Raw genomic sequence first — 25,350 nt, 5'->3', positions numbered from 1 at the left:
AAACGCGCAAAGGGATAGCCGTGGCCATCCCTCTCGCAAAACTTGGTTGTTGCTGCAGTCTTAGTGCTAAAGACTAGAGAGGCTGAACGTCAGACGCCTGCCAACCCTTGGGTCCCTTTACCACGTTGAACTGTACAGCCTGGCCCTCTTGAAGGCTCTTGAAACCGTTCGAATTGATCGCCGAGTAGTGTACGAATACATCCTCGCCGTTCTGACGGCTGATAAAGCCAAACCCCTTGGCATCGTTAAACCACTTCACTGTTCCCTGTTCCATGTTCGCTATTTCCTTATTGCTATTGAATTTGCCGCTAGATCCAAATCGGGGTTCGTACAGTACGAGCTTTGCAGAAAACCAATCTGTTTCAAACGATGTGAGAAGGTTAGCACAGTTGGCAAGTTTTTTTTATTTATTCGCCTAAATAGTTAGCACTGCACTATTTATGGTGCAGAATTTGTGGAAATTATGGTGCAAAAGAGGATTTTTGGGTTTGTCGGATTCGACAAACGTACTTCAACGATGTTAGATATCACGCAACCTCACGCTTTGAGATGAGCGCGAACGATCTCTTCGGCGCGAGTGAGCACCTCTTCGAGGGTCATGGCGGTGGAATCGAGGATGACTGCGTCTGCGGCAGCTTTGAGGGGTGATTCGGCGCGGTTGCGGTCGCGGTAGTCGCGGTCTTTGAGATCGCGAAGGATGGCTTCCTCGGAGAGACGCTGCTGCTCTGCGGTGACGGGGTCGGGCGACTGACGGGCGGAGTTCTGGCCGTAGGTGGGCTGAGCGCGGGCGGAGCCCGGGGTGGCCTGGCGATAACGGCGATTGCCGCGAACCTCGGGGGCTGCATCGAGGAAGATCTTTACTTCGGCGTCGGGGAAGACGGCGGTGCCGATGTCGCGGCCTTCCATGACGACTCCTCCCGCCTCGCCCAGAGCGCGCTGCTGTTGGACCATCCAAGCGCGCAGATGGGGATGGATGGAGATCTTCGAGGCGGCAGAGGTGACATCGGTCTCTCGGATGCGGCGGGAGACGTCCATGCCATCGAGCAAGACACGGTTGCCTTCGAGTTGCGGCTCGAGGGTGATGCGGGTGTCGGCAGCGAGGTTCATGAGCGGAGGCTCTTCGTCGAAGGAGTAGTCGTTTTCGATGGCCTTAAGGGCCAAGGCGCGATACATGGCTCCGGTTTCAAGATTGAGAAAACCAAAGCGGCGGGCGAGATGAGCGGCGAGTGTGCTTTTGCCTGCACCAGCAGGCCCGTCGATGGCGATGACGGGGCGCTGGCGCTTTTTTGTTTCAGGCTGCGATGCGGAGTCTGCGTGCGGCTCGGCCATCCGGATTATTCCCCTTCCTCACGTTTGAACTTGCGAGCGGGAGGCCGGTTGCCGAAGGGCTTCTTGTTGCCCTTGAACTTGTCGAAGGTGCTGGCGGGTTTGCCTGTGCCACCTGCGGCGGATTTGCTGTAGGGCTTTTTGCCGGCGTAGCTGCTGGACTTGTCTGCATAAGAGCCGCCGGAGGATTTGCCTGCATAGCCTCCGCTGGATTTGGTAAAGGGCTTCTTGGCTCCGAAGCTGCTGCTCTTTGCTCCGAAGCTGCTGCCAGTCTTGTTGTAGGGCTTCTTCTCGCCGAAGCTGCCGGCCGGTTTGCCCTCGAAGCCAGCCTTGGGACGCGGGGTGCGCGGGGCGTCGAACTTGCGGAAGGGTGGGCCGTCGGGACGGGCACGTCCTTCTGCGCGGGCAGGGCGGTCTTCGGTGTCGCGGGAGAAGGTTTTGCGTGGAGCGAAGCCGTTGGTGCGGTCGCCGCCGTCGAAGCTACGCTGCGGACGGGCGGAGAAGCTGCCGGGTTTGCGCGGACCGCCGAAGCTGGGTTTGGCGGGGCGATCGCTGAAGGTGCGGCGGGGCGGACGAGCGTCACCGGAGTCACCGTCGGGACGCGGGGTGAACTCACGGCGTGGAGGGCGGGAGTCGCCGAAGTCGCGGCGCGGCGGGCGGCTGTCGTTGCTGTCGCGGCCAAAGCTGGGCTTGCCGGCGAAGCCTTCGCGCTTGCGGCCGAAGGTGCCGGGTTGGGAGAAGGTCTTGCGTGGACGGTCAGAATCTCCTGAGGGCGCGTCGCTAAAGGTGCGGCGGGGTGGACGGCTGTCGGATGAGTCTTCGTTGCGGCGGAAGGTGGGCCGATCCCTGCCGAAGGAGGGACGGTCACCGCCGAAGCGGGGTTTGCTGCCGAAGGAGGGTTTGGAGCCGAAGGAGGGCTTCGATCCAAAGGAAGGCCTGGAGCCGAAAGAGGGGCGCTTCCCTGCCCGGTCGAAGCTGGGCTTGCGGTCGTAGGCGCGCGGGGCGGATGCGGTATCACCTTCTCCCGATGGATCGGAGGAGGATTTCGCGGCGGCGAGGCGGTCGGCCTTCTCTTCTTCCCAGGGCTTGGTGAAGCTGGGACGATCGGGGCGGTTGGATTCGCGGGTGAAGGGGCGGCGTTCGCGCGGCGAAGGAGCTGATTCGGAGCTGCGACCTGGTTTGGTTACAAATCCGGTTCCAACCTTGCGCGGCTTTGGAATGAACTTGGTGATGCGGCCCGAACCTTCTGCGGCTTCGGCGCCTTCGTCCCCGATGGCGACAGAGCCGGTCTCATCGGAGGCGGGTACTTCCGCAGCGAGGAAGGCGGGGAGCTCGCCGGTGACATGGACCACAGTACGGCCTTCTACGGCGATGGTCTCAAGCTGGCGTGCAGAGATGAGTGCGTGGACGACATCGCGGATGCGCGAGCGGGCGGCGACCGGGGAGAGGAAGGTTTCGATGTCTTCCTCTGAGGCTACGATGGCCTGGCCGAGATAGAGGGAGATGAGAGCCGAGAGCGCGGTGGGCTGCCCGGCGTTGGCTCCGGCTTTGATCTGCTTGGTGAAGCGGGTGGTGATGAGTTCCCAGAGGGTGGCGGCTCCATCGGGCTGCGGGACCGGGATCACGCGAAGGTGCTGCCAGAGCTCGGTGAGGGAGCGGAGGACGGCGGTCTCGGTGACCTCTTTGCCAAGCTGAGTGGTGAGGTCGTAGGAGCTCATGCCGGTGGCGTGGTCTTTGGCGCGCTCGGTAAGAAGGGTATATGTGTTGAGCGCAAGCGGAGAGACCTTGGTTGCGCCACTCGTGGTGGGGGGTTGCTTCCAGGCCTTGTCACCGCGAAGGGTAAAGATATAGGGGAAGGCAAGAGGGGAGACGATGAAGTCAGGGGTCTCGCTGCCGGTGCCTGTGGGCGAACCCAGGAGATTGAGGGGGATGGCGCCGCCATCGAGGATGAGACGGGAGAGCAGGCTGCGGGACTGATCGGTGTCAGCGAGGGTGGGCGCGGCGTTGGGCTCGCCAAGGATCGCTTCGACGAAGGAGGGCGCAGGCGCGGGAAGCTGCGAGGCGCGGGGAGTGAAGAAGACCAGGCCGGAGGTGTTGAGCCAGTCGCGCAGCATGTTGATGGTGAGGATGGGATCGGCGTTATGGTGCCAATGGGCGAGACGGGCGGCGGCGAGCTGATCAGCCGAGGGAGTGCTTAGATTACTCAAGGTATTGCCTTCCTGCTGGGCGATGCTACGCACCCCAGCAAACTTCGGCCTGGGCCGAAGGACGGTCTTTGTTTCATAGGAGCGGCGCGCGACTAAGATTCGGTCCAAATGTCTGCTGCGCGCTACTACAAGGATACCGTAAAGTCGGTTAGCCCGCCGGGTGTTGCGCTCGAAAGAATTGCCTGCAAGTCATTTGCAAGGAGCGTCTCCGGGAATCGGGGCGAGTGGCGATGGCGGAGGGTGCCGTTAGAATGTAGCCGTCGGGCATAGAAGTTTATTCAGCAGGCAGGCACAGCGCATCAAGACCGGAGGAAACGTGAAATATCTTTTTGTTATCCCTCTTGCAGTATTTTCTTTGGCGATTCAGGCGCAGACTGCGAACACGCAGGGAGTGACCGGTACTCGAGTCGATGTGGAGCTGACCAAGCGGATCGACGTGAAGAAAGCAAAGGTGGGTGACGTGGTCGAAGCCAGGACTACGGCCGTGGTGAAGTTTGCGGACGGCGCGGAGCTTCCCAAGGGGACGAAGGTGGTGGGGAAGGTGACCGATGCAAGGGCGAAATCAAAGGCGGACGGAAGCTCTCATCTCGCGTTCAATCTGAATCAGGCGGTAACTAAAGACGGACACGAGCTTTCTTTTAAGGCGATGGTAATCTCCGTAACGGCTGAGGCAGATACGCCGCCCGATACGTCCGCGATTGCTGGAGGCTCGCGGGGCGGCGCAAGCACGGCGCAAAATCCTAATGCAGCGATCAAGAGTCCGAGCAATCCCAGTGGAGCTTATGTGACACAGGGCGCCATCAGCGATGGCATGCATCATGATGGAGACCTTGGTCCGGTGGCTCGCGGGCCAAACGATCGTGTTCCGGTGACTAATATGCCCGGAGTAGTACTTACCAGTGCGGATGGCACGAACAATGCAGGCGTGCTGGACGCGGCGAACCAGAATATTTCGCTTGATTCAGGGACGAAGCTGATTCTTCGTGTGATTCCGCAGAAGTAGCGAGTTCATATGCTTCAGATTCGCTGAAAGGCTTTGGCTATGTCCTTATGCGAGTAGCGGAGAGCGATGGGCCGGCCATGAGGGCAGGCGGTGGGGTGCTCGGTCTTGCTGAGGGCGTCGAGGAGCCACTCGATCTTTGAAGGCTCGAGGGGCTGGTTGATCTTGATGGCCGCGTGGCAGGCGATGGAGGCAGCGATGCGGCGGCGGCGAGCTTCGGAGTTTTCGGTCTGGCGGTTGCGGTCGGGGATGTCGAGGATTTCTTCGAGGAGATGCTCGAGCTCGCGGCCTTCGAGGCCGACAGGGGCGGCTTTGACGGCGAGGGTGCGGGGGCCGAAGGGTTCGGCTTCGAAGCCGTTGCGGTCGAGTTCGTCGGCGATCTCGGAGAAGGTGATCATCTGGGCGGGCAGAAGGTCGATCAGGAGCGGCATGAGGAGCCGCTGGCGCTGAATCTGTTCGGTGTCGCGTTCGCGCAGGACTTTCTCGAAGAGGATGCGCTCGTGGGCTACGTGCTGGTCGATGATCCAGAGGCCTTCCTCGTTTGTGGCGAGGATGAAGGAGTCGCGCAGCTGGCCGAGGGGCTTGAGAGTGGAGAGGGCGGTGAGGGTGTCGGCTTGCTGCGGGGCTGCTTCGTCGGCTGATTCGGAGCCGATGGACTCATAGCCGACAGGGATGGAGTGGCCGGAGAAGGCGAAGCGTCCGGGCGATGGAGGGACGATGGGGGCGGCAAGCTGGAAGGTCGAAGATTTTACGGGTTCGGAGCTGAAGGCTGCGATGTCGGCGGGGTTGTAGGGTTCGGAGTGAGGGAATGTCGTTGGCTGGCCAGGATGGAAGAGGGGCTCCGCCAATTGATTTGTGCCGGTACCGGAGAAGTACAGGGATCCTTCGCTGTGTCCGCTATCTGTTGAGCTGTGATTGAGTGGACTGACTTCGTCGGGTGGGCCGGGGAGCGGGCTGACGTCGATCAGGAGAGAGCTTGAGATGCCATGCGGGCCGTTTTCGAGTGCGGTAGCGAAGCTGGCTGCGGGACGGGCCTGGATGAGCGTGGTGCGGATGGTGTCGCGGACGAAGTCGTGGACGAAGCTGGGCTGGCGGAAGCGGACTTCGGTCTTGGCCGGGTGCACATTGACATCGACCTCCTGCGGCGGCATCTCGAGGTAGAGCAGGACGACCGGGTACGACGTGGGAGGGAGGATGTTGCGATAGGCCTCGGAGAGCGCGTGGAGGATGAGCTTGTCGCGGATGAGGCGCTGGTTGACGAAGACGTAGATGGAGTTGCGATTGAGCTTTTGCAGCTCGGGCTTAGAGACGAAGCCGGTGAGACGCAGGTAGCCGGGGTCGGGCGGGGTGTAGTCCAAGTCGCGCTTCCAGGGTGGGGGCTCGGGGAGACCGGCGCGGGCGAAGTCGAGCTCGGCGGTGGTGGGGAGCATGTAGTTGCTGGTGTCTTTGCCGAAGATCTGGAAGAGGCGCTCGGCGGCGTTGGCTACGGCTGGTGCGACGAGGAGCGCCTGGGTGGAGGAGTGCAGCTCGAAGTGTTTGGTGGGATGGACGAGAGCGTAGTGGGTGACGAGCGCGGCGATGTGGGAGAGCTCGGTCTGCTCGGTCTTGAGGAATTTCCGGCGGGCAGGGGTATTGAAGAAGAGATCGCGAAGGGTGATGGTGGTGCCGATGGGAAGGCCGGCGTCTTCGACGCGAAGGATGTTGCCGCCGGCGATCTCGATGAGGGTTCCTGATGGCTCTTCCGCGACGCGGGTCTCGAGCTGGAGGCGGGAGACGCTGGCGATGGAGGGGAGAGCTTCGCCACGGAAGCCGAGGGTGGCGATGGAGAGGAGGTCGTCGGCGGTGCGGAGCTTGGAGGTGGCGTGCCGCTCGAAGGCGAGGAGGGCGTCATCGCGGACCATGCCGTGTCCGTTGTCGGTGATGCGGATGAGCTTGCGGCCGCCGGCTTCGACCTCGATGCGGATGCGGGTAGCGTGGGCGTCGAGGGAGTTTTCGAGCAGCTCTTTGACGACGGAGGCGGGGCGTTCGACGACTTCCCCTGCGGCGATCTGGTTCGCCACGAGGTCGGAGAGGATATGGATGCGGCCCATAGGATCGATTGTACGAGGATCAGAAGATGGCCGTATGGAGACGCGAAGAGTGGTTCACGGGGCAGTAACCAACTTGGCATTTTGCTGGAGTGGAGAGTGCAAAGTAGAAGACACACGCGACTGAGTCTTGCCGAGCGAAGTTGATATTTGGCTTGATTCAGGCGGTTTTGGCAGAGTAAGTCTTGGGCATTGAAGTGCAAGAGGGAGGACGCAACAAAACCATAGTATTAACAGGAGATTTATGACTCGGCTCTCGCTAGCATTGTGCACTCTCGTTATGGCTGCCTTGCCCACCACTGCTGCCCTGGCTGACTCGGTCAGCTTCAACTTCAGCTTCAGCAACGCAGACTTTTCCGGGTCGGGCGTGCTGACGGCGGACTCAACCAATATTGCTGGTGTGTATGACATCGTCGGCGTGTCCGGAGACATCGTCATCGGTAAGACGACTGATGCGATCTCCGGTCTGCTTGCAGCGGGCGTATTCCCGGCTGATGGCCCGAATGACAACCTGCTCTATTTTCCGGAGCTGCCTGCTCCATTCGGCGCCTTCGATGCGTCTGGTGTGTCTTTCACGTTAGCGAACGGTGCGGGTAAGGTGAACCTCTTTTTGTCAGAAGGAGAAGTTCTGAAGCTGACTGGCGGCAAGCAGGACGAGGAGTTGGGCTCAATCTCGGTGGAAGCGTCTCCGGTGCCTGAGCCGGGATCACTGACGCTGCTGGGGACGGGCGCCCTTGGCCTGGCTGAAGTCGTTCGTCGCAGGCTGAGCGCTTAGACGTTTCATTGACTGAAGACAGATTATGGGGCAAGGCCGCACTGACAGGTGCGGCCTTGCTGCCATCCGCCATTCAGCAAAAACAACTGCGCAATTCTGGGACAGGATGGTAAATAGTTCTCCATAAACCTCGTGAATAAGAAATTCAATACCACTTTAGGGTGCATGTTTCTGCACATTTACCCACATGAGTCTTTTCAGGTCATTTTTGTTACCCACTTTTAGGGGGGTTTCTAGTTTTCGCGATTGGCCCTCTGAGTGCTATGTACCTGGGTAAGTGAACGTCAGCGATCCCTTAGGAGTTTTATGAAACACCGAATACTGGGACTCTTTGTTTTGGCCTTGGCCGCTCTCTCTACCTCTTCTGTTGCACATGCAGATACATTCGATTTCAGCTTTTCGGGGATTCCGATTCTGAATTCCGGCCCACTCTTCTCCGGCGCAGGCACGTTCACTGCGACTGAAGTAGGACTTTCTGACGTCTACGACGTGACTGGCGTTACCGGCTCGGTGAGCACAGGGTCTGCAAGCTCCAGCATCACCTCACTGATCGGACTTGGTCAGTTCGAGAGCAATGACAATAAGCTTATCTATCCCGGTATCCTCTTCGGAACCAAGTTTTTTGACTTCGATGGAGTTTCGTTCGGGCTTGCGAATGGGAGTTCGGTCAACCTTAACAACCTCGTGGCGCTCAACACCGCGTCCCTGGAAGGCACGAAGGGAGACACTGCCGCTGAATTCGACACAATCTCCTTGAGCAAGAACTCTCCGGTCCCTGAGCCCAACAGCCTCGCGCTGTTCGGTACCGGTATTCTTGGCATCGCAGGTGCGGTGCGCCTCAAGTTACGCTTTGGCTGATGTACTGCTTTCCTTGGTTAGAAAGAGCCGCTTCGTGACCCGAAGCGGCTCTTTTGTCTTTGCTGAGTATTGATGCTTCCGGACTGCCGGTTATTTCGCTTTTTTCTTTGCGGCGGGTTTGGACCCGGTCTTCGATTTGTGGGTTTCGGAGTCGCGGTCGCCTACCATGTGGAGACGCATGAAGTTGGTTGCGCCGGATTTGGTGCGGGTACCGGCGACGATGCCGACGATCTGACGCTGATGAACGTGGCCCTGAGTCTCCAGGATCTGTTCCGCCATGTTGACGAGCTTGTCGGTGTCGCGGAAGCGGGCGCAGAGGATGGGATAGGTTCCCCAGAGAAGCATGCTGCGGTTGATGACCTTCTCGAAGGGCGAGAGTGCAAAGATGGGCGGGTCGGGATGGTACTTGGAGAGCAGCCTTGCCGTCATGCCTGACTCGGTGAAGATGGCGATAGCGGCTACGTCGAGATCGTCGGCGGCGTGCGACATGCACTCGCAGATGGTCTCGGCGATGGAGAGCCGGACGCTGGGATGATGGCCGAGGGCTGGACGGGGATCGAGGCGGATCTGGTGCTCGGTTTCAGTAATGATCTTGGCCATCATGGCTACGGCTTCGACAGGGTATTTGCCTGCGGCGCTCTCGGCGGAGAGCATGACGGAGTCGGTGCCGTCGTAGATGGCGTTGGCGACGTCTGAGGCTTCGGCGCGGGTTGGACGCGGATTGTCGATCATCGACTCCAGCATCTGGGTGGCGGTGATGACGGGTTTGCGGAACTCGGCTGCGCGACGGATGATGTGCTTCTGAATGGCGGGGACTTTTTCCGGAGGGACCTCTACGCCGAGGTCTCCGCGAGCGACCATGATGGCGTCTGTAACCTCTAGGATGCTGTCCAGATGCTCGATGGCCTGAGGCTTTTCGAGCTTGGCGATGACCCAGGCATCGGACTTGAGAGCTGCGAGACGATTTTTTACGTGGCGCACGTCGTCTGCGGTGCGAACGAAGGAGACGGCGACCGTGTCCACGCCCTGGCCGATGGCGAAGATGAGGTCTTCTTCGTCTTTTTCGGTGAGTGACGGAACGTTGACGGCGATGCCGGGGAGGTTGATGCCCTTGTTTTCGCCGAGCATGCCTCCGTTTACGATCTCGCAGATGACGTCGACGCCTTTGACGGTCTCGACGCGCAGTTCGATGAGGCCGTCGGAGAGCAGGATGCGAGAGCCGTGCTCAAGATTTTCGGCGAGGGTCTTGAAGGTAGTGCCGACGATGGCGGCGTTGCCTTCGATCTCGCGCGGCGTGATGGTGAGGCGTTTACCGGCCGTCAGCAGGACCGGCTTATGACCTTTGAGCTTGCCGGTACGGATCTTGGGGCCTTGCAGGTCGGCGAGGATGCAGATGGGCTTGCGCTCCTCTTTGGAGATGGTGCGGACCATGCGAATAAGCTGTGCTTTCTGCTCGTGGCTGCCATGCGAGAAGTTGAGGCGTGCAACATCGAGACCGGCGCGAACGAGCTGGCGGAAGATCTCAGGGGTGCTTGAGGCGGGGCCGAGCGTTGCGACGATCTTGGCGCGGCGACCACGTTCCATTGCGGCAAAGGGGGCAACGTTGGGTATTGCATTCGAAGATTTCTTCATGGGTCGCTTGCGAAAACTTTCTCACCACCGCAAAGTACGGATGGTATGACCAGTGAGTTTAACTGCCGTGGCAATTCTAACCGGGTGGAAGGGTATTTGGGGGCGCAGACGTGGAATGAGTGCGATGCGAGGGGAAAAACCGAGCGTGGAACTCAGCATTGAATTCGGCTCCGCAGAGCACGCAGAGCGAGATGATGTAGAGCCAAAAGAGGAGCGCGATGCCTGCGCCAAGCGATCCATAGACCTGGGAGTAGTTGGCGAAACGAGTGACATACCAGCCGAAGACCACGGTTGCGAGGAACCACATGGCCGTGGAGACAAAGGCGCCGGGGAGGGTGCGCTTCCAGGACTGCCTCATGGGGGTTCCCATGTGATAGATGAGGGCGGTGAGGCCGATACTGCCGGTGAGCGCGACGCCCCAGCGCAGGAGCAGCGCGAAGAGAAAGACCGAGGTGCGGACGGAGGGAGTGATGTGGAGCGCGAGCCACATGGTGATGTAGTGACCGAAGACCACGAGGACACTGGCCAAAGCAAAGGGGATGAGCGAGAGCGGAACCAGAAGGAGAGCACGAAGGCGACGTTGCCAGAACGTCCAGCAGTCGACAGGCAGATCGTTCGCCCGGCGAAGGCCTTCCATGATCGTTGCTATGACGCTGGAGGCTCCGAGGAGGCTAACGAAGGCAGCTAGGCTCAGGGCATGAGTGGAATGAATGGTCTGAGGCGATGCGACGAAGTAGCTTTGCAGCAGGGGGCTGACGTCCGGAGGGAGGATGCGGTCGAAGAAGAGAGCGAACTGGAAGCGTAGTGGCGTGGTATCGGGTACCAGGCTGATGATCGCGGCGGCGACTATAAGTGCAGGAAAGAGTGCGACCATCGCGGAGTAGGCGGTGGACTGAGCCAGGTTGAGGCTGTCATGCCTCATCGCGCGGAGCAAGGTTCCGTGAAGGACCAGGGGAAGACGCAGGAGTCTTCTCATGGGAGGGATTCCCGAGTGAAAGCGGGCAGGCTAGCCCTTCCATCGATTGAGAAAGGCAGTGACGGCCTCAACGCTGGTGTGCTCGAACTCCTTCTCGCGTTCCGCGTAGAGGAGGTTGCCGTGGGCGTCGATGACGGCGAGAGAAGGGATGCCATGAGCGATGGGAACATGATACTTCTTTGCCACATCGACGTTGTGGTCGACGTGGCCGGTATCGATGTGCACAACAAGGAAGTGCTTGGCGAGAAGCTCCACGTTGGGGCTTTGGCGGTAGTAGAAGTCGAGGACCTGGCAATCGCCGCACCAGTTAGCTCCGAAGTCGAGGAGGATACGTTTGTGTTCGCGGCGGGCGGTAACCATGGCGGCGGCGATGTCGGCGTTTGCGTTGGCGGTTTCGGAGTACAGATGTCTATTGACCATGAAGACCGACTGCGCAGCTGCCGAAGCCAGGGGAACAAACGTGAGTATCAGCAACATGGCTACTGTCGAGAGAGTCGTGGAGCGGAGTTTCACGTTCATGAGAGACCTTGTTCGAGTTCGTCGAAAATCTTACTTAGTGGGGCTGGTGAGACGTGGGTGCTTTATCGATGATGCTTGAGGGTCGAGGAGCGGCGCAACTGAAATTGCGGGAGTTAGCCTACTTTCCAGCGTAGTAGCCGTCCCTGGTCTGGACGACCAGACCTTTCTGATGGAGCGAGAGATCGATCTGGTGATAGCCGCTGGACGAGGCGTCCTCGGTGGGGGTGTAGCCGAGGCGGTACTGGGCGCGCAACTCTTCAGCGATCTGGTTGTAGATCTGAGCGACGTCCTGATTCTTCTTAACCTCGAAGAGGCGGCCGCCGGTCTCGTGGGTCATCCGTTCAAGGATTTTCTTGCCGTCGACGTGGCTCTGGCTGGGATAGTTGCCGCCATTCCCTGGCCCGTTGCCACCACCCGGGTAGCCACCACGCCCACCCGGGTATCCGCCTCCGGGATAACCTCCACCGGGGTAGCCGCCACCAGGATAGCCGCCGCGGCCACGTTGAGGATTGTTGTTCTGGGGATGAGACTCTTCGCCTTTGAAGTAGATGGCGTAGATGATGGTGTCGGCGCGCTGAGCGGCTTCGATGGATCGGACGAGATTTTCCTTGCTGTTTCGGTCGACGCCATCAGAGAGGATGATGAGGGCTTTGCGGCCATGTTGTTTGCTCATCAGCTCGTCCGAGGCGAGAAAGAGCGCGTCATAAAGGACGGTGCCGCCACGGCTGCGGCTGCGTGTCGAGCTGTCATCGTCGGAGGAGCCGGGACTGGGAGTGTCAATCTCTTTGAGCGCCTTCTGGAGAAGCGGGCGGGAGGTGGTGAGGTCCTGGAGCAGCTCGACTTCTCGGGCAAACTGCAAGACGAAGGCCTGATCCTTAGGATTGGTGAGCATCTGGTCGAGAAAGGTGCTGCTGGCCGTACGCTCCTCGTCGAGGACAGTGCGCTGGGATTGGCTGGTATCGACGAGCAGGCCCAGGGTGAGTGGAAGGTTGGTGTCCTTGTCGAAGTAGCGGACGGTTTGGGGCTTCCCGTCCACCTGAAGGGTGAAGTCCTCCTTGGTGAGGGTTTGAACAAGGGCGCCCTTCTTGTCGCGGACGACGACGGGGAGATTGACGAGGCGGGCATCGACTGCGATGGTCTGGGCGGTGGAGGCGGGAGTTTGCTCTGGCGTGGGAGTTTTTTGCTGGGCGATGAGGTTGGAGACATGGAGGCTGGGGACGATCAGGACGACGGCCAGCAAAAGGGGCCGAAGTGAGAGGGGGGCAGTCATGTGAGTTTAGACGGTGCCGGCCGGGTGGGGTTTCAAACTGCTGGATCTCCTGTCGGACGTTTTTGCTGACGGAAGATCGCTGGCTTGCTACTATCGATTGATCTCAAATGATTTTTGCATTCTGGCCTTTCCGATACAGGGAAAGTGGTTGCAGACGGTACTTTCTCGGCTTTCAGGTCGATGTATGCCGTCGAGCGTGCGAGCCATGGCGAATCACCGAATCTCCGGGATCAAAGCCGCACTCCCCGGAGCAGATGGGCGGGAAGTGGGGTTACTCTGCGCGATAGCCTGTTAGACGGTGCCTCTTGCAGTATGCTGACAACGTTGGGAGATGCTGGAACGAGCGTGACATGGAGATAAGCAAGAGCACCGGTGACGCATCGCTCGAGGTCGGGCTGATGGCTGGCGCTGTGCCTGAGACCACGTCTGCTAGTACTCGTCCAGAGTCGGTTCGGTGGGGCCACCTGACCGCGACGTTCTTTGTCCTGCTGCTTTTTTCGTGGCTGGGAATCGTGCTTTCGCGGCAGTCGGATGGAGTTGCGACGATCTGGTTTACCAATGGACTTTTATTTGCGTTGATCGTGACGCGACCCAAGAAGACCTGGCTGCCTTATTTTGTCGCAGGATTTCTGGCTGACGTGCTGGCCGATGTCGTCTATGGCGATCCGCTGAAGCTGGCCGTCGGTGTATCCGTTGCTAATTCTGTAGAGGTGATCACCTCCGCCATCCTGTTGACGCGATGGTTTGGCAATCCCCTGCAACTTACAAAACGCATTCCTCTGCTGGGCTTCCTTGGAGTAGCCGTGGTGGGAGCGACAGCGGTGACGAGTGCGCTGGGTGCTTCGTGGACGATGCTGTTTGTGAATGCGGGACCGTGGTGGATGCTGTTTCGGACCTGGTACCTCGGCGATGTGCTGGGCATGGCGATCATCGCGCCGCTGGTCTTCATTTTGCAGCGGCCGGGATTCTTTTCCATGCTGCATCGAGAGCAACTGCCGAAGACCCTCCTGTTCCTGATGATCCCGGCAGCCGCGACGGCGCTGGTATTCAGCCACAGCAAAGATCCGCTTATCTTCTTTATCTTTCCTGCGCTTCTGCTCGTAGTCTTTCGACTGGGCTTTCCCGGCACGGTACTCTCCGTGTTTGTCATCGCGTTGATCTCGATCTGTTTTACCGTTACGGGACATGGCCCGTTGATGCTGATCACGGGGGCAAATCTGCTCCACAAGATTGTGATCGAGCAGATCTTTGTCGCAGTAGCTTTGTTTACCTTTTTTCCGGTGGCGGCGCTGCTCGAGGAGCGAAAGGCCCTCGAGACTTCCCTGCAGAAGAGCGAACTGCGCTACCGGGAGTTAGCCAACGCAGACTCGTTGACGGGACTGGCAAACCGGCGAGCGTTCGATGAGAGGCTTGAGCAGGCCTGGGATCGGGCGATGCGCCATGAGCAGTCGCTGGCTCTGCTGCTAGTCGATGTGGATCTCTTCAAGGCCTACAACGATCTTTATGGACACGTCGGCGGAGACGATTGCCTTCGCTGTATCGCGAAGGTGATTGCGAGCGCGTTGCAGGATAAAGCGGAGATGGCCGCGCGGTTTGGTGGCGAAGAGTTTGCTGTCATTCTGCCGAACACGACGATGGAGTCTGCCGTACATATCGCGGAAGATGTTCGCCAGGCTGTAGCCGCGATGAAGATGCCGCACTCTGGGAATCAATTGGGGATTCAGACGATCAGCATTGGGGTCGCGGCTGGTGTGCCGGATAGGAATGCTGCGCTGATCTCGTTGCTGACGGCCTCCGACCATGCGTTGTATCGCGCGAAGTACCTTGGACGGAATCGAGTGGAGTCGACGATGGCAGTCATGGCAAGCGACGGAATGTCCACTGCGGATTCGACAGCCTAGACTAGAAGTTTGATCGCTCATTTTTTTGCGGCGGCGATGGATTTGAGACGAATGCATTTTGACAAAACGATGAGACCACTTTATTGGCTGACGGCTGGTTGTTTCTGCGCCTGCTTCGCTTTGGGGTGTGCCTCGAGCTCGGCTACGGCGGCGACACCTGCGCACCCGGCAGCCGTAGCACCAGGGACCGCGACGAAACCTCCCAGTGGATTTGCAAGGACCGTGGTGTTATGGCCAAATGGAGCGCCTGGAGCCCTGGGTAGCGGCGATGGAGATGTGCCGAAGATGTATGTATTTCCTGCGCCTGGGGCGGGAGTGCATTCGGCGGTGATTGTGATGCCGGGAGGTGGCTATTACCACCTGGCGATCGAAAAAGAGGGCGGCGAAGAAGCGCGCTGGCTGAACGAACATGGGGTGACGGCCTTTGTGCTGGAGTATCGACTGGGGCCCAGATATCACTTCCCTTCTCCCATGCTGGATGGAGCACGAGCGATGCGTTATGTGCGCAGTCACGCGGCGGAGCTTGGAGTGGCAAAGGACAGGATCGGGCTCTGGGGATTCTCGGCAGGCGGCCATCTGGCCGGCTATCTGGCTGCCGTCAATGATAACGGGGCTGCGGGCGCCGATGATCCAATTGATCGCGTGAGTGACCGGCCAGACTTTGCCATCGTGTCGTATGGACGATTCAGCATGGACAATGCGATACCCAGAAAGACAAATATGGAAGGGTTGCTGGGCGACCATCCGACGAAGGCGATGCTGGACTCCGTCTCGGTAGTAAAGCTTGTGACGAAGAATACCCCGCCCTGCTTTATCTTTGCGACGACCGCCGACCAGACAGTCAGTCCAGTCAACGCAACTGCCCTTTACGATGCGCTGAAGCAGGAGGGAGTGCCGGTCGAGTTGCACATCTTCGAGCGAGGACAGCATGGGGTGGGAATGGCGCAGAACGTGAAGGGGATGCCCGAACTGGCGATCTATCCCACTCTGCTGGCCAACTGGATGGAGATGCATGGATGGATGACGCAGGAGTAGGGATTCCGCGAAGCTCGAAGTCAGGGGTACATAAAAAATAATGCTTCCCGGCTGCGAAACGAATAGACTTCATTTGTCATCCCCTAAGGGTTAAACGGTTGAGCAGATCCTGTTAGGGCCGCCTGTTCCACTTGCTTTGATCGCAAGGAGAAGTCGCTTCGTTCGGTTACGCCGGCAGACGGGGAGCATCACGATGCTGGCACTATCCTGGCTTGTACCTCGAGGTATTTCTTGAAGGCTTCCGCGCTCGACTCTCACCGATCCTGGGTTTGGAAGACGATTCTTTCGGCGATCCCGATCTCGCTGGCGGTGGTACAGCTCTGGCGGCTTAATCACGGAGCTGAACTTGGAAGAATGAGCACTGTTCTGATTGCGCTGTCGGGTACGGCAGTGGCGGTTTGGGCTCTATGGCGTGAATATGGCCGTGGAGAAAAGATTCGTGGTGCCGAGCTTGCTCATTCGCAGTTTCTGGCAGCGGCAGAGACCAGTCTGGATGCCTTTGGGCTTTTCGAGTCTGTCCGTGACGAAGCAGGCAAGATCGTTGATTTCCAGATCTTATACATCAATGCCAACGTCGAGCGGCTGTTGGGACAATCACGGTCCGAGCTGCTGGGACAGACTCTTTGCTCCGTCACCCCGATGAAGCCAACAGTGCCGATGTTCGGCAGGTTTTGCAGGGTGATCGAGACTGGCGAATCGCTGAATGAAGAGTTTCCTGTCAGCTACGAGAGTGTCAAGGCATCGTGGCTGCAGACGCAGGTAGTGAAACTCGGCGATGGCCTGGCGATCACGTTTAAAGACATCAGTGAAGCAAAGAGCGCCCAGGAGCGATATGCGCAGCTTGCGGAGTTCACCGATTCGGTCTTCCAGAATGCACCCTTCAGCATCATCGCCACCGATCTTGAAGGAACGATCACGGCGATGAACGCGCAAGCAGAAAAGCTGACGGGGTATCGCTGCGAAGAGCTGGTGGAAAAGGCCTCTCTAACGGCGCTGCATGATGAGCGCGAACTCCTGGCGAGAGCTATTGCCATCGACACAGCTGCGACGGTGGAGAAGTATGGGTTCGAAGTTCTGACGGCAGGGGCAGCAGACGGGGAGATGGAGGAGCGGGAGTGGACGCTGATTCGGCGCGATGGCTCTCGAACTCCGATCAATCTCGCCGTGAGAGCGGTGACGACAGAGGGCGGTGAGGTAAGCGGCTTTGTGAGCATCGCGTTCGACATCACGGATCGGCGGCAGATGATGGAGTATGTAACTCATCTGGCGACGCATGACCAACTGACCGGATTAACCGGACGAGCGCTGTTGCAGGACAAGACCGTGGAGGCGGTGGAGCAAGCCCGCCGCTACGGAACAAAAGTCGCGGTCTTTGTCATCGATCTGGATCACTTCAAGCGTATTAACGACTCGCTGGGGCACTCCGCAGGAGACCAGCTCCTGATCGAAGCCGCACGAAGACTCACTCGCTCGGTGCGCAGCACGGACGTGGTAGCGCGAGTGGGCGGAGATGAGTTCGTTGTGGTGATGCCGGATATCACCAGCGTGAACGACGTAGAGCAGTGCGCGGCCAATCTGGTGGCAAGGCTGGCGCCGGAGATTTCGATTGATGAACACCTGATGCATGTGACAGCGAGCGTAGGAATCTGCATCTACCCGGATTTTGCGAGCGACGCGAAGCATCTGTTAAAACGGGCTGATTCCGCTATGTATGCCGCGAAAGAGAATGGCCGCAATCAATTTCAGATCTTCAGCGAGAGCATGCTGAAAGAGACCGCAGAGCGACTGACGATGGAGCATGCTCTGCGTCATGCCCTGGTGAACAAAGAGCTCAGCATGCACTACCAGCCGCAGATCTCGCTGACCACTGGCGCGGTAACGGGCATGGAGGCGTTACTTCGCTGGACGCACCCGAAGCTGGGCAGCGTCTCTCCGTCGCAGTTTATTCCGCTGGCAGAGGAGACAGGTCTGATTGTACCGATAGGCGAGTGGGCTTTCCTTACGGCGTGTTGCGAAGGCAGGGCGCTGCAGGTCGAGCTTGGCGTAGATCTTACGGTATCGATCAATTTGTCCCCCCGTCAGTTTCAGCAGAAGAATCTGGTTCCCATGGTTGAGAGCGCGCTGTTGAAGAGCGGCCTGTCGGCGGAGTGCCTGCAGATCGAGATCACGGAGAACATGTTGATGGTCAGCTCTGAACATGTTTTGGATAAGCTTCAGAGAATGCGCGAGCTGGGAGTCCGTATCTCAATTGACGACTTCGGCACCGGCTTCTGCAGCTTCTCTTACCTACTGGAATATCAGGTGGACCGTTTGAAGATCGATCAAAGCTTCGTGAGGAAAGCAGTTGCCGATGCCAATGCAGCTGCCGTGGTTCGAACCATCATCGCCATGTCGCATGGACTCAACATCAAGGTAGTTGCGGAAGGTGTTGAGACAGACGAACAGATGCGGTTCCTGCTGCGAAGGAGATGCGATGAGGCTCAAGGAAACTTCATATCGAGGCCAGTGGCGAAGGCGGAGTTTAGTGGCGTAGTGCGAAGCTATGAAGATCATCCTTCGGCGCGCATACCAGAGCCGGTCGCCGGCTTGGTTCGCTAGATCACTCCGGGCATGCATAACGGTCGCAACCAGAATGTTCCGGTCGCGACCGTTGCTAAATATAAATCGAGTGTGAGTTCTTAGGTAGTTGCCTGGCTGCGTCTGATCAGGTGGTAGATGCCCAGCAAAATCAGCGCCCCTACGAGCGACATGATGAAGCCGGCTGACTGATCAGGTTGATAGTGGCCGATCGCACGGCCGAGGAAGGTTCCGAGGAAGGAACCCGCGATACCAATCAACATGGTGATGAAGATCCCACCAGGCTCCTTGCCAGGAATGATGAACTTGGCGAGCGCGCCGACGATGAGACCGATGAGAGCCGTCCAAAGAAGATGAAACATAGCTGTTCCTCCGTGTTAGTTTTTCCGGGGCGGCCGGAGATGTCTCGATTGATGGGAGAAGAATACTCCTACTTTGCTTCTACGCAAGCGCCTGATTTTGCTTTGGAATGAGATTTTTCTGCGCAGAATAGTGCATTGAGGGAAAGAGATTCATCCAATCCAACTATGAGTGATAAGGTGATCGACGCAGGAGTCAGGATGGGCCATGTCCACCTAAAGGTGGCGGATTTGGAGAGAGCGCTTGGATTTTATTGCGGTGTGCTCGGGTTTGAGGTGACGCTGCGGTTCGGCGACTCAGCTGCATTTCTCTCGGCAGGCGGATACCATCACCATATAGGCCTGAACACCTGGGAGAGTAAGGGGGGAGCACCTCCAACACCCGGGACAACCGGTCTCTATCACCTGGCACTGGTATATCCGACGCGAGCTACTCTGGCGGATGCCTTGCAACGGCTGCTGCGTGCAAAGGTGCCACTGGATGGCGCGTCCGACCACGGGGTGAGCGAAGCGCTTTACCTGCGCGATCCCGACGGAAACGGAGTAGAGCTCTACTGGGACCGTCCAAAGAATGAGTGGCCCAAAGATGCACAAGGCAGGTTGACGATGTATACGCGAGCACTGGATCTGCGCGGGCTGTTGGCGGCAGCAGACGAGAGTTTAGACACCCCGCACAATCAGGTCGTTCTTCCATAGTGCCAGCACTACGTCCATCTGGCTGTTGTGCGGAATGTCTTCACCATCGGTGACTTCAGCCCAAAGTGTCGTAACGGTCTTATGGGTGCCCGCGTTGAGAAGAGACACGGCACGGAGGGCGTAAGCCTTGGCCTTGTTGGATGGAGCATATTGTCCAGCAGGAATTCCTTTGACTAGACCTGCTTCGCAGAGACTTAGAAAGGCGAAGCGTGGGCCTCCCTTGCGCTGGGCTGAAGGGCTGGTGGGATAAAGCTTTGCTGTCGCCTGTTCCCAGCGTGCAGCAGGGGTGATGGCCTTGCCATAAATCTCCGTGCGGGCCGCGATGAGAGCGGCTTCTCCGTACTTGTTCGCCATGATGTCTCCTGTGAAGATTGTTTCAGATTCTGCCAGACGACGCGATTCCGCCTCCGTGAGAGTGATCTCTCGCGATCAAAGGACTTCGCCGAAAGCGGAGTGGCGATTTGCCGATTCGTCGCCTGCACTACATCCACTCAGGACTTCGAAGCCTTCTTGGCAGGATTTTTTTGTTTGGGCGAGGTTGAGCCATCTTGCCAGAGCTTGATGCCTCCATCGATCGCGTTGGTGTTCGCTCCGAGGATCACATGATCGGGGAGGTCCTTCATCATCTTCGCGTTGCCGCCACCGAGGAGGACGGTTTCGCAGACCATGGCTGCCTTGAGGCGACTGATGATGTCGAGCACCGACTTTCTCCAGCGCTTCACACCACGGCGTTCGAGCCCTGCAAGACCGATGTACTCCTCGTAGGTGAGACCTTTTTTGTAAGGCAGATGAGCGAGTTCGAGCGATATGACGAGACCGTCGACGATCATCGCGGAACCCAGGCCGGTGCCGGTGCCAAGGAAGAGCATGCGGCCGCTTTTGTAGCCTCCAAGAGCCTGCATCGCTGCGTCATTGATGAATCGGAGGGGTTTGCCGAAGGCTTTCTCGTAAGGGAAGTCGACCCATCCGCCGCCGAGGTTATGGGGTTCAGCGATGGGGCGGTGGTGGACGACGGGACCGGGATAGCCGATCGAAACGCAGTCATACGCCCAGCCTTTCGTCGCTGCGAGGACGTCTGTGGTCATCTGTTCGGCGGTCATCGTTGGACCGGAGGGGATCTTGATGGGGACGAGGTTGTCTGTCGAGGCGACCTTTACGTTGGTGCCTCCGATGTCGATCACTAAAACTTTCATTTCCTGCATGGTAGCAGCGTTGCGAGGGTGCTGGCAGGAACTAACTAAAAGTACCGCCAAGACGGTCTTCTCACGAGCCGCGAAAGCATGCCGAAATGGCTCCGGGCACGGAAGAACAAGGTTGAAATGTTTCGCCTTTAGCGGTTGACGAAAAACCAAGGTTTTATGGAGAACACGAATGAAGTGAGGGGATCTCTGCGTAAGCCATTGATAAATTTAGATCTAATTTTTAAAAAACTATTTTATTGACAGTGGTATTTTGAATAGGCTATTGTGGTGTTGGGCACGCTTGCCCTAGAGATCAATACTATGCGTCGAATCATTGTGGCTACCCTCGCCCTGTCTCCCATGTTACTTCACGCTCAGGCAAATTCGCCTGCAAAAACCCAGACCTCTCAGGCCACAACACTGCGCTCCGAGCTGGTCTCCCCGGCATTCCACTCCGAAGCGGATCGCAATACTACTGCATCCGCAGCGCCGCTCCGCATCTCTACCGGAGTCAATGCTCCTAAGCTGGTTTACACCGTCGCAGTGCAGTCAGACTCCGACTTTGCTCCGACGATCCAGTTCGACAGGACCGCTGTTGTTGCCATGACGGTGGACTCGACCGGCAAGCCGACAGAGTTGAAGATCGTTCAGTCGGTCAATCCCGTGATGGACCGCAACGTTCTGACGGCAGTGAGCCAGTATCGCTTTACCCCCGGCACTCTGGATGACCAGCCGACTGCGGTTCCGGTAAATCTGGCAGTTGTTTTGAAGCCGGCCCAGTAGTTCCCTTGCTCTGACTGACTCGCCCTCCCCTCAGCAGAGTTTGGTGGCGTAGATTTGGTCAGGCCTAAAGGCAGACTCTTCGGAGTCTGCCTTTTTGTTTGAGCAATATGAAAGGCTACTGCTGCGCGGCTGGTGCGGCGGGGCTTGGTGCACCTTTGCCGCTGGGATTGGGACGGAGGGTTGCGAAGAGCGCTATGGCTGCGACTACGATGCAGACGATCACGATAAACAGAACGGGGTTAGAGATGGCTGGCTTTTTGTCTGGGGGGATGGGGGATTCCATGCTCGTTGGATGCAGAACGACTGAGCTGCGTATTTTTTTCAGCGTGGTGAAGATGTGTTTTTCGGGGATTTTTTGCGAAAACGTGGTGCATGGACATGGTTTTTCGGTGGTGTGAACGTGGTGGTGTGCGTGGTAATTGTGGCGAGGAAACACCACAGAATCTCCGCTGAAAAAATACGCCAGCTTTTTCAGGTTTATTTTCATCCCGCCGTCCGGGTAAAAAAATTTACCCAAGGGCTCTTGCTGATGTTGAGCGATTTCGACGGCTATTCCCTCTGATAGAAAGTCACCTGCCGGCTAGAGAGAATATCGCGCGCGGAGAACCCACGGCGCGCAGCGAAGCATGTTCGTTCGCGGGAGATGGCACGATTTCGCTTGATTGCAGAGGGTTCGGGTGGGATACTTCGGTGAAAATCGTGTGAACGACCGCGTACGACATGGGCTAGATGGACTTGCGGGTGCTCCTGGAGGTTTCATGGCGAGTGTGGCTGGAGTGGGTCTCGATGAGGGCGTGATTGCACCTGGGGCTGCCGAAGAACTGGCCGGGCCCGCTCATGCAGAGCTAAGCGCGACGAGACCGGTGGCTCGCGGGGAGCGTATCAGCAGCATGGATGTGCTGCGGGGCTTCTCGCTGATGGGCATCCTGATCATGAACATCTGTGACTTTGCCTACGGATACAGGAACTACCTCTATCCGCTGAGTACGGTGAAGCCGGTGTTCGATGGGCCGCACTGGAAGATCAACACCGCGGTCTGGTTTCTGCGCTGGATCTTCGCCGAGGGCAAGATGCGGGCACTGTTCTCCCTGCTGTTTGGAGCGGGTGTGATTCTGCTGACGGAGCGGGCGCTGGCTCGGGGCGCGGGAGTCAAGGCAGCGGACATCTTTACGCGGCGGAATATGTGGCTGGTGCTGATCGGGATGCTGCACGGATACCTGATCTGGGATGGAGACATCCTGTTCTACTACGGCACGGCGGCGCTGCTGTTTCTGTTTCCATTCCGCAACGTTCGCGTGAAGAGGTTGATGTGGACTGCAGGAATCATCCTGGCGATCAACTCCATCCTGATTATGGGCGGCCAGTATGGCAGCTCGTATAGCGCGAAGCAAGCAGCGGCAAAGGCGAATGCACGGCTGGCACAGCACCAGACACTTACCGAAGACGAGATCAGTGATCTGAAGAAGTGGCAGAGCACCCAGGATAGATGGCGGGCCCCTGACAAGAAAAAGTTCGAAGATATTTCCGCCATGCAGCAGGGATATTGGAAGGCTCAAGGACACGTAGCGGGAAATGTGTTGATGGGGGAGCTGAAGGGTGCGTACTTTGGGTTTGGCGACTGGGTTGGGTTGATGCTGCTGGGCATGGCGCTGTTCAAAAACGGATTTCTACCGGGCCGGTTGAGTATGAAGACGTATGCGTGGACTGCGGTGATTGGTCTATCCGTTGGCTGGACAGTAACGGGCGTAGGAGCGTGGAGAGCATGGGCTGGACACTTCGACATGTTCCGGACGTTGGTGTGGTTGCAGGCGCCGTATGACATTGGGAGGATTGCGGGTGCGCTGGGAAATGCCGCGCTGCTTCTGATCCTGGTGAAGGCTGGAGTCTTCAAGTGGCTGCTGGCGCGGATTGCTGCAGTGGGTCAGATGGCGCTCTCAAACTACCTGCTGACAAGTCTCACGATGAAGACGATCTTCGTATGGGGATCGTGGCACTGGTACGGCTACGTGGAGTACTACAAGATCTACTATGCCGTACTGGGAATGTGGATCTTCAATATGACGTTCAGCTCTATCTGGCTGCGGTACTTTGAGTTTGGTCCGATGGAGTGGGTGTGGCGATCGTTGACGTACTGGAAGCGGCAACCGATGCGGATTCGCGCGACGACTGCGGTGACAGAGGTTGCGAACACCGCTGCGTAGTTCGTGGTCTGCGATCCTTAGGGTGATAAGTGGCATGCGCAAAAAGAACCGCCACTCCTGGCTTTCGGAGTGGCGGGCGAAGAACATCTTTGATGACTTCGACTAAAACGGGATACGCGCGGTCAGCACCAGAGCGTGATTAGCAGTGTGAAAGCTCGTGACTGCAATCTGTTCTCCGGCTCCGAAGGTTAGTCCGAGACGGCCGGGCTTTCCGGTGGTGTCGTGAGAGAGAGGAATTCTTCCAATGATGGCGCCCGGCGTAATAAAGGTGGTTGTCTTTCCATCATTCGCGCCGCCTTTGAAGAAGGTAGTGTTGGATTCCACCTCGGGCCAGAAGAGCCGTGCGACGCCGGTCTTTGCCAACTTATACTGAGCCACATTGTTCCAGACGATCGAGTGGCCGAGCCCCTGAGAGTTTGTCACCGGCAGCGAACCTCCCGCAGTTGAGGTCAGCGCGAGTTGACCAAACCCTTTGCCGACTGCCAGCGTCGGTGTGATGACTGCGCAGCAGCTTCCGTTGTCGTTCTTCCCAGTCGGAATCGTTGCGGCCAGGAAGACGGTCACGATTGCATTTCCGTTCTCTTCATTCCTGGAGTAGAGTCGCTCCTTCGCAAGGAAGGAGAAGTCTCCGAAGCCATCGGACTCGCCGTTGGTGCGGTTGAAGAAGGGCGGCAGATTGAAGATGAGTTCGGTGTGCTTCTCGGGAATCAGCTCCAGACCTTTGCTGTTGCCGTAGTTCCAGACAGCGAAGCCGCTTGGGTTGTATTGATGCACAAAGTCAGTACGAAACTCCTGCTCGAGCCGTGGCGTGACGGTGACGAGCGGAGTTATCCAGTGAGGCTGCTCGTTCTGAGTTTTAGTAGCTCTTGCCTGCCAGCGACCGATGAAGGTGGTTGGAGGGGCCGGCTGTGCAGACTGCTGCTGATTGCTGGAGGTGCTTGCCTGGTTTGCCTCAGCAGGCTGGATGTTCTCTGTGCTGGAGACAGTTACAGATTCAGGCAAGGCAGCGGCGGCTGCCGGAGCCTCGGAGCTTGAAGTGGTTACTGCGTCCTGCTGAGCGTGCAGCGGAGTAGAAAACGTTAGGACAAGAGTGCAAAGCAATAAGGCTGGCCACCTAAGCATTTGAGTCTCTGAGGGAAAGGCTTGTGAAAGATCAGATATCATCTGTCGATTATATGCGACTCTAATCGTCCATCCAAAACAGTTGGATTGTAGATGTGATCTGGCGAATCACACTCAGGGCAGCAGTTGAGCTGGTCTTCGACATTCTGTAGCCAGAGGCGTGAATGAAACAGAGAAACCGATTACCATTCGACGCGAATGCCGAAGAGCGTTATAAGTAGCGCGGCTTGATCCGGGCTAATGAGGAGACCGTCGGTGGTGATGGGAGTTCCACGAACTCCGTCAAGCCGGCAGCCGCGTATGTCGGCGCGGAAGAGCTTTGACTGGGAGAGGTCGGCACGACTGAGATCGCAGTCGCGAAAGATTGTGCCTGAGAGATCGGCACCGTAGAAGTCGGCGTCGGTGAGATTGCATCTCTCGAAGACGCACTGCTGTAGACGAGCCATACGCAGGAGCGCGAAGTCGAGCTTGCACTCTCGAAAGAGGACGCTCTTGAGTTGAGCCTCCACACAGATTGCGCCAGTGAGGCGGGTTGTAAGGATCTCTACGCGCTCCAGCAAGCTGCCATTCAGGCTAATGTTTGCGAGGTCGGAGTCTTCGATGTGGGCGTCTTGAAGTTGCAGGCCCTGGGCGTTAGGGTCGGCGAGCGTGATGGATTTCCATACGCACCGATTGATACGCGCAGGCTGGCCGCGTGGGCTGACGAGCTGCGGCAAGATCGTGTTGGAGGAAGACGCATCGCTCACCTGGCCTGAGGCGAGCTGTTCGGCGAAGGTCTCCGTGAGAAACTCCTCGTCTATCTGCGGAGCGATGCGGCCTTTGGTCTTCGTCGCCATGACTCAAGG

At 58.1% G+C, this 25,350-nt stretch carries 23 protein-coding genes; 9 read left to right on the top strand and 14 right to left on the bottom strand.

All coding sequences use genetic code 11. From position 1 onward, the window contains the following. Positions 1-73: 73 nt before the first annotated feature. The 3 genes from GSQ94_RS11220 to GSQ94_RS11210 form a co-directional block, all read right to left on the bottom strand. Positions 74-274, bottom strand: coding sequence for a cold-shock protein (locus GSQ94_RS11220; protein WP_013581125.1), 201 nt, complete (start codon positions 272-274; stop codon positions 74-76). Positions 275-537: 263 nt separating this feature from the next. After that, positions 538-1,329 (bottom strand): (d)CMP kinase, encoded by a 792-nt coding sequence (gene cmk / locus GSQ94_RS11215; RefSeq protein ID WP_158943940.1) that lies wholly within the window; start codon positions 1,327-1,329, stop codon positions 538-540. Between the two features lie 5 nt (positions 1,330-1,334). Further along, positions 1,335-3,641 carry a hypothetical protein gene (locus GSQ94_RS11210; RefSeq protein WP_216843068.1) on the bottom strand — a complete coding sequence of 769 codons (2,307 nt, stop codon included), beginning with the start codon at positions 3,639-3,641 and terminating at the stop codon, positions 1,335-1,337. Positions 3,642-3,849: 208 nt separating this feature from the next. On the opposite strand from GSQ94_RS11210, the gene GSQ94_RS11205 reads away from it, so the two are divergent. Beyond that, positions 3,850-4,536, top strand: a complete 687-nt coding sequence (locus GSQ94_RS11205) for a hypothetical protein (protein ID WP_158943938.1) — start codon at positions 3,850-3,852, stop codon at positions 4,534-4,536. A 14-nt stretch (positions 4,537-4,550) separates the two neighbouring features. On the opposite strand, the gene mutL is transcribed toward GSQ94_RS11205, so the two are convergent. Beyond that, positions 4,551-6,623: a DNA mismatch repair endonuclease MutL gene (gene mutL, locus GSQ94_RS11200; RefSeq protein ID WP_158943937.1), complete on the bottom strand. Its 2,073-nt coding sequence runs from the start codon at positions 6,621-6,623 to the stop codon at positions 4,551-4,553. A gap of 241 nt (positions 6,624-6,864) precedes the next feature. Here mutL and GSQ94_RS11195 point away from each other — a divergent pair, with 241 nt between their 5' ends. Further along, positions 6,865-7,395, top strand: coding sequence for a PEP-CTERM sorting domain-containing protein (locus GSQ94_RS11195; protein ID WP_158943936.1), 531 nt, complete (start codon positions 6,865-6,867; stop codon positions 7,393-7,395). Positions 7,396-7,701: 306 nt separating this feature from the next. Then, entirely contained in the window at positions 7,702-8,253 is a 552-nt protein-coding gene (locus GSQ94_RS11190; RefSeq protein ID WP_158943935.1) for a PEP-CTERM sorting domain-containing protein, read from the top strand. A 90-nt stretch (positions 8,254-8,343) separates the two neighbouring features. Here GSQ94_RS11190 and pyk read toward each other — a convergent pair whose 3' ends face one another. The 4 genes from pyk to GSQ94_RS11170 all read right to left on the bottom strand — a co-directional run bounded on the left by pyk (position 8,344) and on the right by GSQ94_RS11170 (position 12,650). Continuing rightward, the gene (gene pyk / locus GSQ94_RS11185) at positions 8,344-9,837 is read right to left on the bottom strand and encodes a pyruvate kinase (protein ID WP_158944070.1); all 1,494 of its coding nucleotides are present in this window, start codon (positions 9,835-9,837) and stop codon (positions 8,344-8,346) included. 124 nt (positions 9,838-9,961) lie between these two features. Further along, positions 9,962-10,861 carry a YihY/virulence factor BrkB family protein gene (locus GSQ94_RS11180; protein WP_158943934.1) on the bottom strand — a complete coding sequence of 300 codons (900 nt, stop codon included), beginning with the start codon at positions 10,859-10,861 and terminating at the stop codon, positions 9,962-9,964. Positions 10,862-10,891: 30 nt separating this feature from the next. Beyond that, a complete protein-coding gene (locus GSQ94_RS11175) occupies positions 10,892-11,380 on the bottom strand; it encodes a thioredoxin family protein (RefSeq protein WP_158943933.1) in 489 nt (162 codons plus the stop codon). 118 nt (positions 11,381-11,498) lie between these two features. After that, positions 11,499-12,650 (bottom strand): VWA domain-containing protein, encoded by a 1,152-nt coding sequence (locus tag GSQ94_RS11170; protein ID WP_158943932.1) that lies wholly within the window; start codon positions 12,648-12,650, stop codon positions 11,499-11,501. A gap of 350 nt (positions 12,651-13,000) precedes the next feature. Here GSQ94_RS11170 and GSQ94_RS11165 point away from each other — a divergent pair, with 350 nt between their 5' ends. The 3 genes from GSQ94_RS11165 to GSQ94_RS11155 all read left to right on the top strand — a co-directional run bounded on the left by GSQ94_RS11165 (position 13,001) and on the right by GSQ94_RS11155 (position 18,184). After that, the gene (locus GSQ94_RS11165; protein ID WP_158943931.1) at positions 13,001-14,551 is read left to right on the top strand and encodes a GGDEF domain-containing protein; all 1,551 of its coding nucleotides are present in this window, start codon (positions 13,001-13,003) and stop codon (positions 14,549-14,551) included. A 69-nt stretch (positions 14,552-14,620) separates the two neighbouring features. After that, the gene (locus GSQ94_RS11160) at positions 14,621-15,586 is read left to right on the top strand and encodes an alpha/beta hydrolase (RefSeq protein ID WP_158943930.1); all 966 of its coding nucleotides are present in this window, start codon (positions 14,621-14,623) and stop codon (positions 15,584-15,586) included. A 231-nt stretch (positions 15,587-15,817) separates the two neighbouring features. After that, positions 15,818-18,184: an EAL domain-containing protein gene (locus GSQ94_RS11155; RefSeq protein ID WP_158943929.1), complete on the top strand. Its 2,367-nt coding sequence runs from the start codon at positions 15,818-15,820 to the stop codon at positions 18,182-18,184. Positions 18,185-18,264: 80 nt separating this feature from the next. Here the strand turns inward: GSQ94_RS11155 and GSQ94_RS11150 are convergent, their stop codons facing one another. After that, positions 18,265-18,525, bottom strand: coding sequence for a GlsB/YeaQ/YmgE family stress response membrane protein (locus GSQ94_RS11150; protein ID WP_158943928.1), 261 nt, complete (start codon positions 18,523-18,525; stop codon positions 18,265-18,267). A gap of 165 nt (positions 18,526-18,690) precedes the next feature. Between GSQ94_RS11150 and GSQ94_RS11145 the strand changes: the two genes are divergently transcribed. After that, the gene (locus GSQ94_RS11145) at positions 18,691-19,218 is read left to right on the top strand and encodes a VOC family protein (RefSeq protein WP_158943927.1); all 528 of its coding nucleotides are present in this window, start codon (positions 18,691-18,693) and stop codon (positions 19,216-19,218) included. On the opposite strand, the gene GSQ94_RS11140 is transcribed toward GSQ94_RS11145, so the two are convergent. Then, positions 19,183-19,572, bottom strand: coding sequence for a hypothetical protein (locus tag GSQ94_RS11140; protein WP_158943926.1), 390 nt, complete (start codon positions 19,570-19,572; stop codon positions 19,183-19,185). The two genes, GSQ94_RS11145 and GSQ94_RS11140, sit on opposite strands and share 36 nt — an antisense overlap. A 137-nt stretch (positions 19,573-19,709) precedes the next feature. Further along, positions 19,710-20,411 (bottom strand): ROK family protein, encoded by a 702-nt coding sequence (locus GSQ94_RS11135; protein ID WP_158943925.1) that lies wholly within the window; start codon positions 20,409-20,411, stop codon positions 19,710-19,712. A gap of 309 nt (positions 20,412-20,720) precedes the next feature. Here GSQ94_RS11135 and GSQ94_RS11130 point away from each other — a divergent pair, with 309 nt between their 5' ends. Next, positions 20,721-21,182: an energy transducer TonB gene (locus GSQ94_RS11130; protein WP_158943924.1), complete on the top strand. Its 462-nt coding sequence runs from the start codon at positions 20,721-20,723 to the stop codon at positions 21,180-21,182. Positions 21,183-21,297: 115 nt separating this feature from the next. On the opposite strand, the gene GSQ94_RS11125 is transcribed toward GSQ94_RS11130, so the two are convergent. After that, entirely contained in the window at positions 21,298-21,669 is a 372-nt protein-coding gene (locus GSQ94_RS11125) for a hypothetical protein (RefSeq protein ID WP_158943923.1), read from the bottom strand. A 271-nt stretch (positions 21,670-21,940) separates the two neighbouring features. Between GSQ94_RS11125 and GSQ94_RS11120 the strand changes: the two genes are divergently transcribed. Further along, positions 21,941-23,383 carry a DUF418 domain-containing protein gene (locus tag GSQ94_RS11120; protein ID WP_158943922.1) on the top strand — a complete coding sequence of 481 codons (1,443 nt, stop codon included), beginning with the start codon at positions 21,941-21,943 and terminating at the stop codon, positions 23,381-23,383. Between the two features lie 102 nt (positions 23,384-23,485). On the opposite strand, the gene GSQ94_RS11115 is transcribed toward GSQ94_RS11120, so the two are convergent. Beyond that, a complete protein-coding gene (locus tag GSQ94_RS11115; protein ID WP_158943921.1) occupies positions 23,486-24,505 on the bottom strand; it encodes a hypothetical protein in 1,020 nt (339 codons plus the stop codon). Positions 24,506-24,687: 182 nt separating this feature from the next. Then, the gene (locus GSQ94_RS11110) at positions 24,688-25,341 is read right to left on the bottom strand and encodes a pentapeptide repeat-containing protein (RefSeq protein WP_158943920.1); all 654 of its coding nucleotides are present in this window, start codon (positions 25,339-25,341) and stop codon (positions 24,688-24,690) included. Positions 25,342-25,350 lie beyond the last annotated feature (9 nt).

Origin of the sequence: Granulicella sp. S190 (assembly GCF_009766095.1) — a bacterium.
Classification (GTDB): Bacteria; Acidobacteriota; Terriglobia; order Terriglobales; family Acidobacteriaceae; genus Edaphobacter.
Note: the sequence above shows the minus strand (reverse complement) of the source record. Positions and strands in the feature narration are given on the sequence as shown.

Coding starts and splice junctions, on each gene's coding strand:
- GSQ94_RS11145 (WP_158943927.1), top strand. CDS start 18,691: ATGAGTGATAAGGTGATCGACGCAGGAGTCAGGATGGGCCATGTCCAC.
- GSQ94_RS11220 (WP_013581125.1), bottom strand. CDS start 274: ATGGAACAGGGAACAGTGAAGTGGTTTAACGATGCCAAGGGGTTTGGC.
- GSQ94_RS11175 (WP_158943933.1), bottom strand. CDS start 11,380: ATGAACGTGAAACTCCGCTCCACGACTCTCTCGACAGTAGCCATGTTG.
- GSQ94_RS11140 (WP_158943926.1), bottom strand. CDS start 19,572: ATGGCGAACAAGTACGGAGAAGCCGCTCTCATCGCGGCCCGCACGGAG.
- GSQ94_RS11120 (WP_158943922.1), top strand. CDS start 21,941: ATGGCGAGTGTGGCTGGAGTGGGTCTCGATGAGGGCGTGATTGCACCT.
- GSQ94_RS11130 (WP_158943924.1), top strand. CDS start 20,721: ATGCGTCGAATCATTGTGGCTACCCTCGCCCTGTCTCCCATGTTACTT.
- GSQ94_RS11150 (WP_158943928.1), bottom strand. CDS start 18,525: ATGTTTCATCTTCTTTGGACGGCTCTCATCGGTCTCATCGTCGGCGCG.
- cmk (WP_158943940.1), bottom strand. CDS start 1,329: ATGGCCGAGCCGCACGCAGACTCCGCATCGCAGCCTGAAACAAAAAAG.
- GSQ94_RS11160 (WP_158943930.1), top strand. CDS start 14,621: ATGAGACCACTTTATTGGCTGACGGCTGGTTGTTTCTGCGCCTGCTTC.
- GSQ94_RS11170 (WP_158943932.1), bottom strand. CDS start 12,650: ATGACTGCCCCCCTCTCACTTCGGCCCCTTTTGCTGGCCGTCGTCCTG.
- GSQ94_RS11125 (WP_158943923.1), bottom strand. CDS start 21,669: ATGAAAATAAACCTGAAAAAGCTGGCGTATTTTTTCAGCGGAGATTCT.
- GSQ94_RS11110 (WP_158943920.1), bottom strand. CDS start 25,341: ATGGCGACGAAGACCAAAGGCCGCATCGCTCCGCAGATAGACGAGGAG.
- GSQ94_RS11195 (WP_158943936.1), top strand. CDS start 6,865: ATGACTCGGCTCTCGCTAGCATTGTGCACTCTCGTTATGGCTGCCTTG.
- GSQ94_RS11180 (WP_158943934.1), bottom strand. CDS start 10,861: ATGAGAAGACTCCTGCGTCTTCCCCTGGTCCTTCACGGAACCTTGCTC.
- GSQ94_RS11190 (WP_158943935.1), top strand. CDS start 7,702: ATGAAACACCGAATACTGGGACTCTTTGTTTTGGCCTTGGCCGCTCTC.
- GSQ94_RS11165 (WP_158943931.1), top strand. CDS start 13,001: ATGGAGATAAGCAAGAGCACCGGTGACGCATCGCTCGAGGTCGGGCTG.
- GSQ94_RS11135 (WP_158943925.1), bottom strand. CDS start 20,411: ATGAAAGTTTTAGTGATCGACATCGGAGGCACCAACGTAAAGGTCGCC.
- mutL (WP_158943937.1), bottom strand. CDS start 6,623: ATGGGCCGCATCCATATCCTCTCCGACCTCGTGGCGAACCAGATCGCC.
- pyk (WP_158944070.1), bottom strand. CDS start 9,837: ATGGAACGTGGTCGCCGCGCCAAGATCGTCGCAACGCTCGGCCCCGCC.
- GSQ94_RS11115 (WP_158943921.1), bottom strand. CDS start 24,505: ATGCTTAGGTGGCCAGCCTTATTGCTTTGCACTCTTGTCCTAACGTTT.